This is a genomic window from Pontibacter sp. HSC-14F20, assembly GCF_019599265.1.
GTDB lineage: Bacteria > Bacteroidota > Bacteroidia > Cytophagales > Hymenobacteraceae > Pontibacter.
The window spans coordinates 1-18,538 of record NZ_JAHZTC010000004.1 but is presented as its reverse complement, the minus strand read 5'-3'; the positions used below and the strand labels follow the sequence as shown (position 1 = coordinate 18,538).

General features: G+C 50.6%; 14 protein-coding genes. 11 read left to right on the top strand and 3 right to left on the bottom strand.

The window, feature by feature from the left end:
* Positions 1–50: 50 nt before the first annotated feature.
* The 3 genes from K3G39_RS05230 to K3G39_RS05220 are packed head-to-tail and all read right to left on the bottom strand — an operon-like array spanning position 51 to position 6,778.
* On the bottom strand, positions 51–1,652 hold the full coding sequence (locus tag K3G39_RS05230; RefSeq protein ID WP_220625132.1) for a DUF5123 domain-containing protein: 1,602 nt from the start codon (positions 1,650–1,652) through the stop codon (positions 51–53).
* A 35-nt stretch (positions 1,653–1,687) separates the two neighbouring features.
* Positions 1,688–3,499, bottom strand: coding sequence for a RagB/SusD family nutrient uptake outer membrane protein (locus tag K3G39_RS05225; protein WP_220625131.1), 1,812 nt, complete (start codon positions 3,497–3,499; stop codon positions 1,688–1,690).
* A gap of 21 nt (positions 3,500–3,520) precedes the next feature.
* Positions 3,521–6,778 (bottom strand): TonB-dependent receptor, encoded by a 3,258-nt coding sequence (locus K3G39_RS05220; RefSeq protein ID WP_255594012.1) that lies wholly within the window; start codon positions 6,776–6,778, stop codon positions 3,521–3,523.
* A 440-nt stretch (positions 6,779–7,218) separates the two neighbouring features.
* Here K3G39_RS05220 and kduI point away from each other — a divergent pair, with 440 nt between their 5' ends.
* The 11 genes from kduI to K3G39_RS05165 all read left to right on the top strand — a co-directional run.
* Complete coding sequence (gene kduI, locus K3G39_RS05215; RefSeq protein ID WP_220625130.1) at positions 7,219–8,058, top strand: 5-dehydro-4-deoxy-D-glucuronate isomerase; 840 nt, start codon at positions 7,219–7,221, stop codon at positions 8,056–8,058.
* Between the two features lie 7 nt (positions 8,059–8,065).
* Complete coding sequence (locus tag K3G39_RS05210) at positions 8,066–8,854, top strand: gluconate 5-dehydrogenase (RefSeq protein WP_255594010.1); 789 nt, start codon at positions 8,066–8,068, stop codon at positions 8,852–8,854.
* Between the two features lie 37 nt (positions 8,855–8,891).
* On the top strand, positions 8,892–9,917 hold the full coding sequence (locus K3G39_RS05205) for a LacI family DNA-binding transcriptional regulator (RefSeq protein WP_220625128.1): 1,026 nt from the start codon (positions 8,892–8,894) through the stop codon (positions 9,915–9,917).
* 172 nt (positions 9,918–10,089) lie between these two features.
* The gene (locus tag K3G39_RS05200; RefSeq protein WP_220625127.1) at positions 10,090–11,517 is read left to right on the top strand and encodes a tagaturonate reductase; all 1,428 of its coding nucleotides are present in this window, start codon (positions 10,090–10,092) and stop codon (positions 11,515–11,517) included.
* 127 nt (positions 11,518–11,644) lie between these two features.
* Positions 11,645–13,075, top strand: coding sequence for a glucuronate isomerase (uxaC, locus tag K3G39_RS05195; protein WP_220625126.1), 1,431 nt, complete (start codon positions 11,645–11,647; stop codon positions 13,073–13,075).
* 6 nt (positions 13,076–13,081) lie between these two features.
* Positions 13,082–14,101: a sugar kinase gene (locus tag K3G39_RS05190; protein WP_220625125.1), complete on the top strand. Its 1,020-nt coding sequence runs from the start codon at positions 13,082–13,084 to the stop codon at positions 14,099–14,101.
* Positions 14,091–14,756 (top strand): bifunctional 4-hydroxy-2-oxoglutarate aldolase/2-dehydro-3-deoxy-phosphogluconate aldolase, encoded by a 666-nt coding sequence (locus tag K3G39_RS05185; protein WP_220625124.1) that lies wholly within the window; start codon positions 14,091–14,093, stop codon positions 14,754–14,756. Before K3G39_RS05190 ends, K3G39_RS05185 begins: the two co-directional genes overlap by 11 nt.
* Entirely contained in the window at positions 14,756–15,817 is a 1,062-nt protein-coding gene (locus tag K3G39_RS05180; protein WP_220625123.1) for a TRAP transporter substrate-binding protein, read from the top strand. The genes K3G39_RS05185 and K3G39_RS05180 overlap by 1 nt, the downstream gene beginning before the upstream one ends.
* Before the next feature lie 12 nt (positions 15,818–15,829).
* Positions 15,830–16,324 (top strand): TRAP transporter small permease, encoded by a 495-nt coding sequence (locus K3G39_RS05175; protein WP_220625122.1) that lies wholly within the window; start codon positions 15,830–15,832, stop codon positions 16,322–16,324.
* 27 nt (positions 16,325–16,351) lie between these two features.
* Positions 16,352–17,650, top strand: coding sequence for a TRAP transporter large permease (locus tag K3G39_RS05170; protein ID WP_220625121.1), 1,299 nt, complete (start codon positions 16,352–16,354; stop codon positions 17,648–17,650).
* Positions 17,651–17,739: 89 nt separating this feature from the next.
* Positions 17,740–18,538, top strand: a 799-nt coding sequence (locus K3G39_RS05165) for an FGGY family carbohydrate kinase (RefSeq protein ID WP_255594008.1), incomplete at its 3' end; no start/stop codon positions are given.

Sequence of the window (18,538 nt, the reverse complement as noted above, 5' to 3'; positions counted from 1 at the left end):
CTAATGTTAAGGTAGGTGTGGCCTATTGTAGACCACACCCGTTAAATTATTTATCTCCAGCGTGGGTCACCAGCATTGTTGCGGCCCTGGAAGTTGTTGTCGATGAGCGTAAAATCACCATTTCTAGGATCTTTGAACAGATCGAAAGTGGTACCGCTATAAGTTGAAACACCCGGTATTTCATTCGAAGTCACTTCCAGATCAGACGTCACGTGGGTACTACCGGATTCTATCAAGGTACTATTGCCAGCCCTTATACCTGACACGGCCCTGTTGCCTCCTGCACTTTTTCCAATTCCAAAGATGGAGTTGTTCACTTTGATACCTCCGGTTACATCATTGGAAGTGGTATAGTCAATCAAATAGCGACCACCTTCCGGTACTTCGCTGAACGTGCTGTTCTCAATCAGAATCGATCTTGAAGGAGCCTTACTGGTCATGAAGCGCTCGATCTTATAAAAGGTGCTATTCTTAAACACGATGTCTTTCACATCGGCACCCGCATTATCAATTGTCAGCACACCATAGTTCGACAAGCTGTCCACCACGCTGTTCAGAATCTGGAACTTGTCCACTACTGTGCCAGCACTTTGGAGGCGTACCAAGCCTCTGAAGATTTCAGTATGGCAAGCTTCAAACTTAATCTTACCAACTGCGAATGCTTTGTTCGCATTCAACACATAGCGGCTTGAGTAATTGTCGCTGCGCATGGCCACGCTTTTGAAAACCACAGAGTCAATCTGGCTACCTTCCGTGAAGTTGAAGTTGCTGGTGAAGTAAATTTCAGCCAGTTCTGGATTAAAGCTGTTGGCACTCATGATCGTAACTGATCGATCCAGGTTAACGGTAGAGCTTATTGTATAGCGTGTCCCTCGCTTCAGCAGTACCGTGCTCCCCGATGGAATCTGTGGAAGTGTATCCTGCAGTACAGATGGTCTATTTGTAATGCCTGTCAGGTCAATGACCTCACCTGCAAACGAAGCTGCTTTCGTAGTAAAGTTGCGCGTACCTTTAGAGGAGTTGTTTCGGAAAATTTCAGCCGTGTAGGCTGTACTCGGACGGAGCCCTTCTATCAGTATCTGTCTTGCCTGCACATGGGCCTCCGTAAGTGGCACCTCGATCGGGTTGCCGGCAGGCGCAGTTGGCGTTAGCACGATTCGGGTTAATCCCGGCGACTCTCGCCATTTGAGAATCACGGCGTTCTCGATCACATCAGAATCGAACATCGTTTCGAAAATCTGCTCGCCTCTTATTCTGAATCGGTTACTAACCACTGGCTTAGACTCAGGTCTTTCGCCCAGCGTATTGGCCCAGATGCGGGCATAGTAATCGACTCTTGCGTCTAGCTGATCATCTGTAAAAACGACACCTGATGTATCGGTTTGAACAGTGAGCAAAACCGGCGTTGCAAATAGTGTATCAGCTGCCACTTCCACGGTATAAGTTACGCCGCTGCTGGCTGTTGTGTAGAGCGATGGATTCCAGGTAAGCTTTACCTGCGTTTCTCCGCTTACGGATTGTATTGCACCGGCCGGTGTGAACATGCGCATCGGATCCAGAGAATCCACTTCTTTTTTACAAGCCACAGTCACCAGCCCCAACATCAGCACAGGAAGCAGCGTACCGGATATTTTCTTTAAATATTTTGTCATCTCTTGATAGCTTAATTTCATGATCTGATTAAAAATTAATATCCGTAATCCTGTGTTAGCCTGAAGTTCTGGTTAAGCACACCGGAGTAGATCGGGAACAGCTCTGACTGTCCTGGCTGGAAAGCAACGGCAAACTGCTCGGCATAGGTATCGTTCAATGCGGCACGCCAGTTCTTGCGGGTATAGCCTTCCGGGGTAGAGGTTGGCCCTGGGGTATACATCGCTTCTGATACAGAGCCTCCGATCAGGTCCAATCCTGCCATTTCCTGTGCTACAGTAGGGCTGTTGCGGAATGGCGTCAGTTTCACGTACACATAGTTTGGCACGTTGGCATACCTGCCTGTTCCATTTCGGAAATCCACCAGATTAGCGCGAGTCTGGTTGATCACGCTCTCCAGCTGATTCCACCGGATCAAGTCATACTTGCGGATGCCCTCACCTCCGAACTCCAGTAGACGCTCCTGGGCCACTGCCTGGAAAAAGCCCTGCTGATCGGTTGGCGCCACACCCATTCTGTCTTCATTTCCGGCAAAAGCTCTTCTTCTTACTGCTTCGTAAGCGGCTACTGCCTCTCCACTCGGACCACCTTTCAGTTCGTTATCAGCCTCGGCAAACATCAGCAGCACATCAGCATAGCGCAGGATCGGCCAGTTGATACCCAGGGTCTGGTTTGTGCCGGTTATACCTGTCCAGTATTTTCTGAACTTACCGTCGCGCATCAGTATAGAGGTTGACAGGTCAATTTGGTCATCTTTGTTGATGGAGAAGTAAGCCAATGTCACATCTCTTCTGGAGTCTCCTATCTGGTCGAATTCATAGAAGTAAGTCGGAATGGCTTCCAGCTGTCCGTTTGCCTGACCGTAACTGGAGCTAGCATCTATTCTGAGTCCGTTCGAGTAGCCCAGTTTACTGTCCGTGCGGGCGTTACCGCCATAGGCACCTGCTTCAAAAATACGCTCCCCTGTTGGATCCATGGATGTGGTGTGCAGTCCGCGGAATATATTCTCATAGCTTGGGTTCAGGCCATGCTGACCACTTTGGATGATATCCCAGGTTTCGTCACGCGCAATCTGATAATAGTCTTTGTAATCAGCGCGGCGCTCCATGGCGCGGCTATCTCTTCTGAGTGAGTAACCGCCACGGGCCAGGGCCAGTCGAGCACGCAGACCTTTCACGGCACCTTTCGTCACGCGGGTACTCGGGTCGCCAGATTCTGAGCGCCACGGCACCAATTCTGCAGCCAGTTTCAGGTCATCCAGAAGTCGGTCATAGATCTCGTCGCGGTCAGTCTTGGGCAGGTTGAGGTCTGGAATATCAGCAGAAGGCTCAAACTGTGCCGGGACATCACCCCAGTTGCGGATTAACTCGTGATAAAACACGGCACGCAGTGTCAGCGCCTCACCATGCAGCTTCCGCATGGCTGCCTGCTCAGCAGCAGTGCCGTTGGTATAGAGATTGGAGGCAGGTATGTATTTGATGGCGATATTGGCTCTTTCTATACCTGAGTACAGCTCCAGAAAGGGTCTGAATAGTTCTGTGTTATCCGGGTGCACGCCATAGCCACTGATACCTCTTCGGTCGAGCGGATTGTAGGCACCCCCCACTCTGAAGTCATCAGCTGCATTTGGGTACAGGGTCGAGATGCGGCTACCATACGTATTATCACCCATCAACCTGTTGTAGATGCTGATAACTGCCGAGTTGGTATAGGATACACTGGTAAAAACTGCATCCTGCGAAATAGTAGAAGGGTTCTCCACATCCAGGTAATGCTCACAGGATGTAAATGTCAGGCTTCCCCCCATGGCAAGGAACAGAACAAGTGACTTTATATAGGACTTTTTCATCTTTGCTAATGCTTTAATATTCTAGAAAGTAACATTTACACCACCCAGTATGAAGCGGCTGCGTGGGTAAGCAGCGTAGTCAACACTTGGTGTCAGCGGGTTACTGCGACGGGTGTTGGCCTCCGGGTCGTAACCAGAGTAACCCGTAATGGTGAGCAGGTTGTTCACGGTGCCATACACACGGAACTTAGAGATGAAACCTGTTCGCTTCAACAGGCTCTCAGGTAGCGAGTAACCCAGTGTCAGGTTGCTGATGCGTAGGAAAGAACCGTCTTCGATCGCAAATGAGTGCAGGAAGTACTGACCGCCAGCCGGTGTCCAGTATTTTGCGTCCTGGTTCATGGCGGCAAGCTGCTCTGGGTTTGTCACCAGTTGACCGGCATCGTCATACCACTGCCATCTGTCGTTCATCAGGCTCAGCATGTTGTTATCGCGGTACAGGTACTGAGTCGTGAACTCAACTTTGTTGGCATTGTACACCTTGTTGCCATAAGAGAAGTTCATGAAAAGACTTAAGTCGAACCCCTTGTAAGCAAACTGCTGGTTAAAGCCACCAATGAACTTAGGCTGTGCGTTGCCGAGCACGGTTCTGTCTTCTGTCGTAATCAGATTGCTTCCTGTATCAGCCAGTTTTTTCAGTTTAAGATCGCCAGGTTGAGGAGCTCTGTTACCTAATGCAACGGCACGGCTATCCGGCACATTCTCTTTCAAGGTATAGGTCCAGGCTCCGGTTTCTTCGTTAAAGGTATGGTTGAAGTCATCCAAGGTATAGTAACCATCGGTCATGTAACCATAGAACTGGCCAACTGGCTGCCCCACCTCTACAATAAAGTCCTGTAGGCTGTTTACCCAGCCAGACTCAACCAGGTATGAGTTACGCGGTACGCCACTTGGGTCAAGGCCCAGACTTACGATCTTATTTCTGTTGAAAGCAATGTTGAAGTTAGAAGACCAGGTAAAGTCTTTGGTATCTACCACGATACCGTTCAACTGTACTTCCAGACCTCTGTTCTCTGTCTCACCGATGTTCTGGAACTGCCACTCGTAACCGCTGGTCTGTGGAATGTTGGCGCGAAGCAACAGGTCTCTGGTACTGTTTTTATACAAGTCGATAGAGGCGTTGATGCGGTTATTGAAAATGGAAAAATCGAAGCCAAGGTTTCTGGATAAAGTAGTCTCCCATTTCAGGTTCGAGTTGGCCAGGTCGTTAGCGGCAAAGCCCGGTGTGATCGCTTCGTTGAAAGCATACCCGTCGTTGCCGGCTGCCACAAACATTGTCTTCCAAAGGTCAACCCCAACCCGGTTGTTACCTACTTCACCTATACTAGCTCGTACTTTCAGGTCAGATAGCCATTTCTGCGAAAAGGCCATAAAGTTTTCTTCTCCAATGTGCCATGCAACCGAGGCTGATGGGAAGTAGCCCACTCTGTTCTCAGGTGAGAACAGCGAAGAAGCATCACGACGAAGGTTGAATACGGCGCGGTACTTGTCGTTGAAGCTGTAGCTCAAGCGACCAAAATACGAAAGAAGTCTTTGTTCTGATTCCGCTGTGGTTGGTGCATCCTGGATAAGACCAGCCGGAGGAGTTGCTTTCTGTATACCTGCAAAGGCTTGCTCTGGTGTGATATCTTCTGGTAGCCACTTGGTGGTGATGTTACGGTTAGTCGTTTTGCGTTGCCAGATCTCCTGTCCGATCAGAGCGTCAAACTTATGCGCATCAGCTACCGTGAAACGGTAGTTCAGCGTGTTGGAGTTTGTAATTGAAAGCGCCTCCCCTGCCTGCAACTGCACGACAGGCATACCTGCATTCTGACGCGCAATACCTGTCACCGGGCCATTGAAGATGTTCACATCCCGGTTATTTGACGTGATACCGAACACAGTTCTTGCCGTCAGATTTTTGATGATATCAAAGCTCGCCCAGCCATTTAGTAAAAGGTCGTTGCGGTAATCATTTCTTAGCTCTTGATTGGCCAGTAAAACAGGGCTGGTCAGGTTGGTTAGGTTTGCAAATTCCGGATCAAATTCATCGATCACGTTTTCCTGGCCCGGGGCAACAAATGGTCTGAAACGAACTGAGTTTCTGAGTCTGTTGGTGCTCTGTGAACCTGTGCTGGAAGTACCCACACCGTCAATTCGCTGGCGGCTGTAGCGGCTGTTCACCCCTACTTTCAGGCGGTCACTTATTTTATGATCAAACTTAATAGAAGCCAGTGTTCTTACAAAACCAGAGTTCAGCATGATACCATCTTCATCGGTATGGTTCAGCGTTACATTAAAGGTTGTTATTTTAGAGCCACCTGATACTCCTACAATATGCGTCTGGCTATAAGCATCACGACCGAATACTTCGTCCTGCCAATCGGTGAATGGCATGTTCTGATAAATATCAATGTCTTCGTAACGACCGTAGCGCGTCACAAAGTTATCGCGTGTTTCCTGGTTTGTGTTGAAGTTGTAGATCTGGTACTGGTATTTCACGAAATCGTAAGGATTCATCACGTCCAGCTTATTTACAATGCTGCGCACACCGGCAAAACCATTGTAAGTCACCTGCGTCGGCATTTCCACACCACCTTTCGTTGTGATCAATACTACACCGTTGGCACCTCTGGCACCATAAATTGCGGTAGAGGCAGCATCTTTCAGCACGTCAATCGTCTCGATTTCCTGAGGAGAAAGCACAGAAAGCGCATTCTCCATCTGGATACCGTCTACTATATATAAAGGAGAGTTATCCTGCGTAATCGAACCGCCACCACGTACCCGGATCTGGATTTCGGCACCCGGCTGTCCTTCAGAGGTGGTCACCTGCACACCTGCCAGTCGACCGGCAAGCGCCTCCGCTGCCGTGCTCACAGGTATATCGCGCAGCTGCTTGGCACCGACCGACGAAACAGAACCCGTCAACTCTTTACGTGACACCTCCTGGTAACCGATCACCACTACTTCATCCAGCGCCTTTGCGTCGGGCTCCATTCTTACATCTACCGTGCTGCGGTTGCTTATTTGCAGCTCCTGCGGCTGGTAACCAATAAAGCGGAACACCAACACAGCATCACCACTTGGAGCAACCAGCTTGTAACCACCCTCCACATCCGTTGGGGTAGCCACCGTAGTACCCTTCACCAGGACGGTTACCCCGGGCAGACCCTCCCCTTTCTCATCCACTACTTTGCCCGTTACAGTAAAGCCCTGGGCAAACGCGCCGGCAAAGGCGGCGAAGACAAACAATACCGTGAGCTGGTATTTCATCTTCTTTAGTAAAACATGTTGCATAGGTATAGATTAGTTTGTTATTATAAGGACTGTATTTATTCTTCAGGTTTAAAACCTTGCATAAGTATTTTCGGCGCGTGGTTGGCTGAACCTAAATTCTCTGAATGGCGACTTAGTTGCACCACTTGAACCTAAACTTCTGCCCTGCTTGCACAAATAATTTGCGCAACCGATTGCATTTTAATAACTCTCCTCAAAAAAAACAATAAAAAGTTCTTTTATTTTTCAATAAATCATTTTTCAATAACCTTGTTTAAACATTTTTGAAAATTAACTAAGAAATAAGCCCTTTTATTGACATTTTAAAATCTTAGTTTAAAAATTCATTTTCTTGTACCCTGCCCTATACCTGAGATAATTTTACTAAAATTATTATTGTTGTGTAAAAATATTTATTACTTTGCGCAAACGATTACGCACATTGACAGTATAAAAAAGACATGAGCATAACCTATACAGTAAGACACGCTACCCACCCGGCAGACAGCCGGAACTATGATACAGCAAAACTTCGTGAGCACTTCCTGATCGAGCAGTTGTTTAAAGCGGACACCGTGCACGCAACCTATACCTTGCACGACAGACTGGTGGTAGGCGGTGCCCACCCAGTAGAGAAGCCTTTAAAACTGGAAACCTTCCCGACGCTGCGTTCCGAGCACTTTCTGGATCGCCGGGAGCTTGGCATTATCAATGTTGGAGCGGCAGGCAGTGTGACCGTAGACGGCGAGACCTATGAGTTGGCCCCAAAAGAGGCTTTATATATAGGAAAAGGTGCTAAGGAGATCTATTTCAACACAAGCAAATCAGGAAAAGCGCTTTATTACTTTAACTCTGCTCCTGCACACCACACCTACCCAACCCGCAAGGTGTCGCTGAGCGAAGCCGAGACCGTAGAACTGGGCGCTTTGGAGAACTCGAATCACCGCATTATCCGCAAAGTGCTTATTAATAGTGTGGTGCAAACTTGCCAGCTGCAGATGGGCATTACAGAATTGCAGCCGGGCAGCGTCTGGAACACCATGCCGGCCCATACCCATGACCGCCGTATGGAGGCGTACTTTTACTTTGAGTTGCCGGAAGACCAGGCCGTGTGCCACTTTATGGGAGAACCCGAGGAGACACGCCACCTTTGGGTGAAAAACAACCAAGCCATCATTTCGCCACCGTGGTCCATCCACAGCGGTGCCGGCACCAGCAACTATACCTTCATCTGGGGTATGGCCGGAGAAAACCTGGATTACAACGACATGGATAAAGTAGCACCTACTGACCTGAAATAAGATGAACATGAACGCATTGTTTGACCTGACCGGACAAGTTGCCTTGATAACCGGTGCCACGCACGGTTTAGGCATGGCTATGGCCACTGCAATAGGCAAGGCAGGCGCTACGCTGGTCATCAACGGCCACACACCATCCAAAATGGAAGAGGCACTGGCAAGTTACAGAGCAGCCGGTCTGACCGCTTATGGTTACCTGTTCGACGTTACGGACGCCCAACAGGTACAGCAAAACATTGCGCAAATAGAACAGGAAGTCGGCCCGATCAGCATCTTGGTAAACAATGCCGGTATCATCAAGCGCATCCCTGCGCTGGAAATGGACGAGGCAGATTTCCGGCAGGTGCTGGATGTAGACCTGACCGCCCCCTTCATCGTTTCCAAGCACGTGGCCAGATATATGGTGGAGCGACGGCAGGGCAAGATTATCAACATCTGCTCCATGATGAGCGAATTGGGGCGCGACACGGTTTCTGCTTATGCGGCTGCCAAGGGCGGTCTTAAAATGCTGACTCGCAACCTCGCTACGGAATGGGCCAGGTATAACATACAGGTAAACGGCATTGGGCCAGGCTATTTTGCGACAGAGCAGACAGCCCCTATCCGCGTGGACGGACATCCGTTTAACGATTTTATTGTGCGCCGTACCCCGGCCGGTCGTTGGGGTGATCCCGAGGACCTGGGCGGGACAGCAGTTTTTCTCTCCAGCAGCGCGAGTGATTTTATAAATGGCCAGATTATTTATGTAGATGGTGGTATATTAGCAACCATCGGTAAACCGGCCAACGAACAATAGGGCTCCGGGATTCCGGTAAAAGCTCTAAAAGACAGATATGTCAACAAAGACAAAAGTAACCATACATGATATTGCAGAGAAGCTAAATATTACGGCTTCTACGGTATCGCGTGCGCTTAATGACAACCCGCGCATCAGCGACGCCACCAAAAAAGCGGTGCTCAAGACAGCCAAACAGCTGAATTATCAGCCCAACAACATTGCAGCGGCACTGCGCCATGGCAAGAGCTACATCATAGGAGTGATCGTGCCGACAGCTGACCGCTATTTTTTCGCCTCCGTGGTACGAGGTATAGAAGAGATCGCCAACAACCTGAATTATAAGGTGATCATCTGCCAGTCGTATGACAACTACGAGAAGGAAGTGCAGACCATTGAGGCGCTGCTGAATGCACGGGTAGACGGCATCATCGCCTCTATTGGTAAGAACACTGAGAACTTCGACCACTTCAAAAAGGTGCAGTCGAAAGGTATACCGCTGGTGCTGTTTGACCGCACCACCGACGAACTGGAAGTGAGCCAGGTAATGATCGATGACTACCTGGGCGCCTATAAAACAGTAGAGCACCTGATCCAGCAGGGTTGCAAACGCATTGCGCACTTTACCAGCCCGAAGAAAGTGAGCGTATTTAAAGAGCGTCTGCGTGGCTATACCGATGCCCTGCGCGACTACGATATACCGTATGACGAGCAGTTGGTGATTAAAGGTGATTTGCAGTTGGAAGACGGCAGAGAGGGTATGAAAAAACTATTGAAGCTCAAGCAAATGCCGGATGCGGTGTTCTCGGCCAGTGATTACGCCGCCATGGGTGCCATGCAGGTGCTGAAGGAGCGCGATATCCAGATTCCACAGCAGGTGGCATTGGCAGGATTCTCGAACGAACCGTTTACCTCGTTCACAGATCCGCCGCTCACTACCGTAGATCAGCGTAGTATCAAGATGGGCAATATCACGGCGGAACTCTTTTTTGAGCATTTCAAGTCCGGTGAGAAAGGCATCGTGTCGCAGAAGACTGTCCTGAAACCAGAGTTGATCGCCCGTAAGTCCTCGCTGCGCAAGTAGTCGGGGTATCGGGAGCTATACCTTAGCCGCTGTAAAAGGCGGCTGTTTTTTAGACCTGCCATACAATCGATTGCACAGTTTTGACAAAAAACGGTTGCTCTCTGGCCAGGTGAAAATATTAAAAAGTAATACAAAATAACAAGAGCCTATACCTATTCAAAATCAGAACATTATGAAGCAGCTCAACCGTCGTACAGCCAGTTTGCCACAGCAGCATCCGGTTAAGGTTTTACAATTCGGAGAGGGAAATTTCCTTCGTGGTTTCGTAGACTGGATCATTGACCTGCTAAACGAACGCACCAAATTCAACGGGCAGGTACAGATCGTGCAGCCGCTGGATAAAGGCATTGTGCATCTGCTCCAACAGCAGGAGGGACTGTACCACGTTTTGCTGGAAGGTTTACAAGGCGGCGAAACCACCCGCGAGTTGCGTCTGATCAGCTGTATCGCGGATGCGACCAACCCATATGAAAACTACAGAGCTTACCTGGCGCTGGGCGAAAATCCGGAGCTGCAGTTTGTCATTTCCAACACCACAGAGGCAGGCATCGCTTTCGATGAAGCTGATACAGGTATGGAAAGTTTGCCGAACAGCTTCCCGGGTAAGCTGACTGTACTGCTTTATCATCGATTTAAGCATTTCGATGGCGCTGCAGACAAAGGGCTATACCTGATTCCCTGCGAACTCATCGAGAAAAACGGGGAGGCTCTGCGCGAGGCGATTCAGGCATACGCCAAACACTGGAACCTCCCGGCCGAATTCACTGCTTGGATCGAGCAACACAACTACTTCTGCAACACGCTGGTGGACCGCATTGTGCCGGGCTTTCCGAAAGACAACATACAAGAGATTCAGCAGGAAATTGGCTACCACGATAACCTGGTCGTAAAAGCCGAGCCTTTCCACCTTTGGGTGATCGAGGCTCCAAAGGTTGTTAGGGCCGCTTTCCCCGTTAATGAAGCCGAATTACAGGTAAAATTTGTAGAGGACCTCACCCCCTACCGTACCCGCAAAGTACGCATCCTGAACGGAGCACATACGGCGCTGGTACCAGTCGCTTATCTGCAGGGTCTGCGCACCGTGCGTGACGCTATAGAGGACGAAAAGGCTGGCAGTTTCATTAGAAAAGCTATTTTTGAAGAGATCATCCCGACGCTTGACCTGCCTGAGGAAGAGCTGGAGCAGTTTGCAAATGATGTGATCGAGCGTTTCCAGAACCCGTTCATCCGCCACGAACTGATCAGCATTGCCCTTAACTCCGTGTCGAAGTACAAGGTGCGCGTGCTGCCGTCGGTACTGGAATACCACAAACGCAAAAGTCAGCTGCCGAAACGATTGCTACAGTCATTGGCCGCCATGATTCTCTTTTATAAAGGTGAGTGGAATGGCGAAAGTATTCCGCTGAATGATACGCCAGAAGTGCTGGCTTTCTTTGAGAAGGCATGGCAGCAGGAATCAGCTGAAGAGGTGGTAACTGCCGTGCTGACGAACAAAGACTTCTGGGAGAGGGACCTCACGGAGATCCCGGGATTAGCAGACTTAGTGACAACTGAGTTGAAGACCTTGCAGCTGGCCGAAAAGCAGGAGAACATGGCCTAGCGACGCGACAGGTATGGCCTGGCTATACCTGAATTGGCAAGCTATACCCTCATTAAATTGGAAGACTCATCACCTGAGTCTTCATCTATACATCAGAATTTAATAGGCGCATTGCCTATACCATACCATGAAAACGATTAAAGACACTTACACCGTTACTCCATTCCTGGACGAGAACTTCCTGTTACAGACAGAGACGGCACGCAGGCTATACCACGAGCATGCCAAAGACATGCCCATCATTGATTATCACTGCCACCTCTCGCCGCAGGACATTGCCAACGATCGCAAGTTTGAGAATCTGACCCAGATCTGGTTGGAAGGCGACCATTACAAGTGGCGTGCCATGCGCACTAACGGGGTACCGGAACGTTTCTGCACCGGCGATGCCGACGATTATGCCAAGTTTGAGAAATGGGCTGAAACAGTGCCTTATACCATGCGCAATCCGCTTTACCACTGGACGCACATGGAGCTCAAGCGCCCCTTTGGCATCGATACCATCCTGAAGCCGGAGACGTCACGTGAGATCTACGATGCCTGCACCGAAATGCTGCACACAGATGAGTACAGCGTACGCGGTATTCTCAAAAAAATGAACGTAGAGATCATCTGTACCACTGACGACCCGATCGACACGTTGGAGTATCATCAGAAGATCAAAGCCGGCAACTTTGGTATACAAGTACTCCCGGCTTTCCGCGCCGACAAAGTGCTGGCGATAGACGATGAAGCCGTGTTCCTGCCATACCTGCAGAAACTGGCCGAAGCTTCAGGTATAGCCATTGACAACTACCAGGGCTTATTAGACGCTCTGCAGCAGCGCCACGACTTCTTCCACGAGAAAGGCTGCCGCCTTTCGGACCACGGTCTGGAGACGATCTATGCAGAAGCCTATACCGAACAGGAGGTAAAAGCGATCTTCGAGAAGGCGCTGCAAAAGCAGTCGCTCACGAAAGAGGAGGTGCTCAAGTTCAAATCGGCGATGCTGATGCAACTGGCCCTGATGGACCATTCTAAAAACTGGACGCAGCAGTTCCACCTCGGAGCGCTCCGCAACAACAACACCCGCATGATGCGTGAACTGGGTCCGGATACTGGCTTCGACTCGATCGGAGACTTTGACGTGGCGCGTCCGCTGGCAAAGTTCATGGACAAGCTGGACAACTCCAACCAACTGGCCAAGACAATCCTGTACAACCTGAACCCGAGCCAGAACGAGCTATACGCTACCATGATCGGCAACTTCAACGACGGCAGCACGCCGGGCAAGATCCAGTATGGTTCGGCCTGGTGGTTCCTCGATCAGAAAGACGGCATGGAGCGCCAACTGAATGCCCTGAGTAACATGGGTCTGCTGAGTCGCTTTGTGGGTATGCTCACTGACTCGCGCAGCTTCCTCTCTTACCCGCGCCACGAGTATTTCAGAAGAATCCTGTGCAACATGATCGGCAATGACGTGGAAAACGGCGAGCTACCAGCTAACGAAATGGCCTGGTTAGGCCAAATGGTAGAAGACATCTGCTACAACAACGCCAAGTCATATTTTAACTTCTAAGCAGGTATGGGCAAGATACTTTCTTTTGGCGAGTTGCTCCTCCGGATATGCCCTGACGAGGACGGACAGTGGCTCCGCGATAACAATCTACCGTTCTATGTAGGCGGTGCAGAAGCCAATGTGGCGACGGCGCTGGCCCTGTGGGGTCTCCCTTCTGCATACCTGACCGCCCTGCCCGACAACTTTGTGGCAGCGCAACTGGTCGGCTACCTCAACAGCCGCCAGGTGCAAACAGACAGTATTGTCTACCAGGGCAATCGCGTTGGCCTGTACTACCTACCTAAGGGAAAAGACCTGAAAAATACTGGCGTGATCTACGACCGGGCCGGGTCGGCTTATGCTGACCTCAAGCCAGGTGTGATCGACTGGGAAAAAGTATTCGAGGGTGTGAGTTGGTTTCATTTCAGCGCCATCTGCCCTGCTATTAACCAGTCTGTTGCCGATGTGTGTGAAGAGGCCCTGAAAGTCGCGGTGCAGAAGAATATCACCATCTCACTGGACCTGAACTACCGCGCCAAGCTCTGGCAGTATGGCAAAGATCCGGTGGAAGTGATGCCTACTTTAGCTCAGTACTGCGACCTGATCATGGGCAACATCTGGGCAGCCAACAAAATGCTGGATATACCGCTGGACGAAGGCCTGATCACAAACCTCGACAAAGAGAGCCTGCAGGAGCACGCTACCCTGACTTCCAAGGCTATTCTGGAGAAGTTCCCCAAGTGCCGCACAGTAGCCAACACCTTCCGATTTGATTATCAGCAGGGCATTCGGTATTTTACTACCTTATTCGAAGCGGGTACGCTGTATACCTCGCACGAATACCAGGTAGAGCAGATTCTGGACAAAGTGGGAAGTGGCGATTGTTTTATGGCAGGTCTGATCTATGGTTTCTACCACCAGCTCCCCCTTACCGAAACGGTTGAGTTTGCCACTGCCGCTGCCTTCAAGAAATTATTTATTCCGAGTGATGCCACGACCAGCACCGTGGTGGAGATCAATGATACCATTTTAGCTTATGCAAACTAAAGAAAGCGCCCTAAACGCCATTTTAGTACAGGGTCTACTGCCCCTGTTCTTCTACGAAAACCCTGAGGTAAGCCTGGAGGTTGTGAAGACGCTGTATCAGGCTGGCATCCGCACACTGGAATATACTAACAGAGGACCGGCGGCTCTCGAAAACTTCAGATTTCTTAAAAAAGAACTAACCGAGCTATACCCTGACCTGCACCTGGGCATCGGCACGATCAAAACCACCGACCAGGCTGAAGCTTTTATAGAGGCTGGCGCAGATTACATTGTGTGCCCGATCGTGAACCCTGCCGTGGGCGACCTGACACACGAAGCTGGCCTGCTGTGGATACCAGGCTGCTTTACGCCAACTGAAATACACACCGCCCAGCAGCACCAGGCGGCGCTGATCAAGATCTTCCCGGCCAATGTGCTGGGGCCAGGCTATGTATCATCTATTAAAGAGCTTTTTGCTGGTCAGCTTTTCATGCCAACAGGAGGTGTCGAGATCAATCAGGATAACATCAGCACCTGGTTTAAGTCTGGCGTATGCGCAGTAGGCATGGGCTCGAAGATGATCAGCAAAGACATCCTCGAAAACAGAGACTATACCAAGCTGGAGGAGCTGACAAAACAAGCTATTGAGATCGTTAAAACTGTCAGGAAGAAGTGATGAAAAACTTGCACCTATACCTCCTCTCCCGCTACGCTTACAGGTATAAGCGTTATGCATTTTTCGCTCCCCTACTGGCCATCCTGCTTGTTGCCAACTCCTGCCAGAAAATAAGCAAAACCACCGAAGTCAAACTAGCCCATACCCTCGAAGTAACACACCCGGTACATAAAGCCATGGTTTATATGGCGGAGCGGGTAAAAGAGAAATCGGGCGGCAAGATGACGATTGACATCTACCCGAGCTCCCAGCTCGGCAGCGAACGCGAAAGCATTGAACTCCTCCAGATCGGCAGCATCGGCATGACTAAAGTATCAGCCGCGGTAATGGAAAGCTTCTCCCCTAACTTCAAAGTACTCAGCCTGCCTTATGTCTTCCGGGACAAAGCGCATTACTACGACGTTTTGGACGGCGGCATTGGTGATGATCTGCTCAAGGAAGGTGAAAAATACTGGCTGCGTGGCCTCTGCTTTTACGATGCCGGCAGCCGCAGTTTCTACAGCACAAAGAAACCAATTGACACTCCGGCCGACCTGCGCGGCATGACCATACGAGTACAGGCCAGCAACACCGCTTTTGGTATGATCAAGAGCTTTGGCGGAGCTGCATCGCCGGTGTCGTGGGGAGAACTTTACACAGCCCTGCAACAGGGGGTGGTAGATGGAGCGGAGAACAATCCGCCGAGCTTCTACCTGTCGCGCCACTACGAAGTGAGCAAATTCTACTCACTCAACGAGCACACCATGATCCCGGACATTCTACTGATCAGCACCGTGGTTTGGGAAAGCCTGACGCCACAGGAGCAACAGTGGCTGCAGGAAGCGGCTGAAGCATCGGCGCAGGTGCAGCGTGAGCTCTGGGAAGAAGCTGAAATAGAAGCCCTTCAGGCAATAAGAGACGCAGGCGTAACGGTAAGCACACCAGATAAGGCGCCTTTTGCAAAACTGGTGGAGCCGATGTACGAGAGCTTCAAAAACGAGCCGGAGGTATACAGCCTGATCCAGCGCATCCGCCAGACGGGCAACCCAAAAGAAGCCATCGTAACTGTATCAAAACCCTAAAAATCAGCACCTATGAAAATCAGAGAAAAAATAGATAAGGCATTATTCTGGTTACTTGTCGGTCTGATGAGTCTGATGGTTCTGAACGTGCTCTGGCAGGTAGCTTCCAGGTACCTATTTAAATCACCCAGTTCTTTTACCGACGAACTGGCCCGCTTCATCCTGATCTGGGTTGGTTTGCTGGGTGCCAGTTACGTGGCTGGTAAAAAGATGCACCTGGCCATCGACATACTTCCTTCTAAAATGCACGGCAAAAAAGCCCGTAACCTGAGCATTTTCACCAATCTGGTAGTAGCAGCATTTGCTTTTTTAGTGTTGGTGTGGGGCGGCATCAAACTGGTTTACATCACCCTGAAACTGGAACAAACATCCGCAGCCCTCAATATCCCGCTAGGCTATGTGTACATCGTGCTACCCCTCAGCGGACTACTAATCGTGTACTACAGTCTGGTGAACCTGCGCCTGCAGGGTGAAGAACCGGAAGAAATTGGAAAAGAATTGGCCTAGCATCAAACACATTAATAAAAGGACCTTATGGAATTTATTGAGATCATCGTACTGGTTGTCAGCTTTCTCTTCCTACTGATCATTGGTGTCCCCATTGCCTTTTCCATTGGTATCTCCGCGCTGCTCACCATGTTGGTGAGCATTGCGCCGGTACCCGCTTTCACTACATTGGCCCAGCGCCTGGCCACCGGCCTCGACAGCTTCGCCTTGTTGGCTATACCTTTCTTTATATTGGCCGGTCAACTGATGAACCGGGGCGGTATTGCTACGAGGCTAATCGATTTTGCCAAAAGCCTGGTCGGCACGCTACCCGGCGGGCTGGCCTACGTGAACATTGTGGCCAATATGCTGTTCGGGGCCATCTCAGGATCAGCGGTGGCAGCGGCTTCAGCCATCGGTGGTATTATGAACCCGCGCATGGTGAAGGAAGGTTATTCCAAATCCTTTAGCGCCGCTGTGAACATCACTTCTGCCACAACGGGTATGATCATTCCTCCAAGCAATATCCTGATCGTGTACTCCCTGGCAAGTGGTGGCGTATCGATTGCCGCCCTCTTTGTGGCAGGCTATGTACCCGGTATCCTACTTGGCCTCTCGCTGATAGGCGTCGCCGGCTTTATGGCTCACAAAAATAAATACCCCGTAGGTGATCGCATTCCGCTAAGCGTGGTCTTCAAAAAACTGATAGACGCTTTACCAAGCCTTTTCCTGCTCTTTATCGTGATCGGGGGCATTATAGCTGGTGTTTTCACAGCGACAGAGGCCTCTGCTATAGCAGTGCTCTATACCGTAGTGCTGTCGATGGTGGTATACCGCGAGGTGAAAGTAGCCGATCTGCCAGAAATCCTGATCACGACCGTGATTACCACAGCCATTGTGATGCTGCTCATCGGCACCTCCATGGGTATGTCCTGGGTGATGTCGTTTGAAAATATTCCGCAGGCAGTAAGCGAGGCACTGCTTTCCATCAGCGACAACAAGATCGTCATCCTGATCATCATTAACCTGATCCTGCTGTTTGTGGGTATCTTCATGGACATGACACCTGCTGTGCTCATATTTACGCCGATCTTCCTGCCTGTCGTAACGGCTTTGGGCGTACATCCGGTGCATTTCGGCATCCTGATGGTATTTAACCTCTGCATTGGCCTTTGCACCCCTCCTGTTGGTTCGGTACTGTTTGTTGGCTGTGGAGTGGCAAATATCAGTATAAGCAAAGTAATCAAGCCGCTCATTCCGCTCTTCCTGGCTATGTTGGTGGCTCTTCTGCTGGTAACCTATATACCTGCCCTTAGCCTTTGGCTGCCGGAAGTATTCGGCCTATAGTAGCTGGCTGCATGACGACGGGCTATACTGAATAAGTCAGTATAGCCCGTCATCCTATTGACCACCATTAAGCAGTTAAATTTCATTTTATGCTTTTACTAGGTATAGACATCGGCACCTCGTCCATCAAAGTATCTGTGGTGGACGCCCAGACGCAGGCGTGTGTGGCCTGGGCGCAATACCCGGAAGAGGAATCCGACATCATCTCCCCGCGCGCGGGCTGGGCCGAGCAGTCGCCCGAAATGTGGTGGGAGCATGCCAGGGCCGCCCTGCAGAAAGCCAACGCCACGGGCAGCTATCACCCCAGGGACATTGGCGCCATCGGCATTGCCTACCAGATGCATGGCCTGGTGGTGGTGGACCAGCAGCAGCAGGTGCTGCGCAACGCCATCATCTGGTGCGACAGCCGCGCTGTGGAGATTGGCCACAAAGCCTTCAAAGCCATCGGCAAGGAACGCAGCCTTTCCCGCCTGCTCAACTCCCCGGGCAACTTCACAGCCTCCAAACTGGCCTGGGTGAAGGCCAACGAACCCGAACTCTACTACAACATCGACAAGATCATGCTGCCCGGCGACTACGTGGCCATGAAGCTCACCGGCAGCATCACCACCAGCATCTCGGCCCTCTCAGAAGGCGTGTTCTGGGATTTCCAGCAGGATCAGCTCTCAGAGGATGTGCTCAGCTACTACCGCTTTGACAAAAACCTGATCCCTGCCATCCACCCTGTTTTCTCCGAGCACGGCACTGTGAGCAAAGCCGTAGCCGACGAACTGGGGCTGAAAGCAGGAATACCCGTGACCTATAAATCAGGGGACCAGCCCAACAATGCCCTCTCGCTGAACGTGCTCAAGCCCGGGGAGGTAGCGGCCACCGCCGGCACCTCGGGCG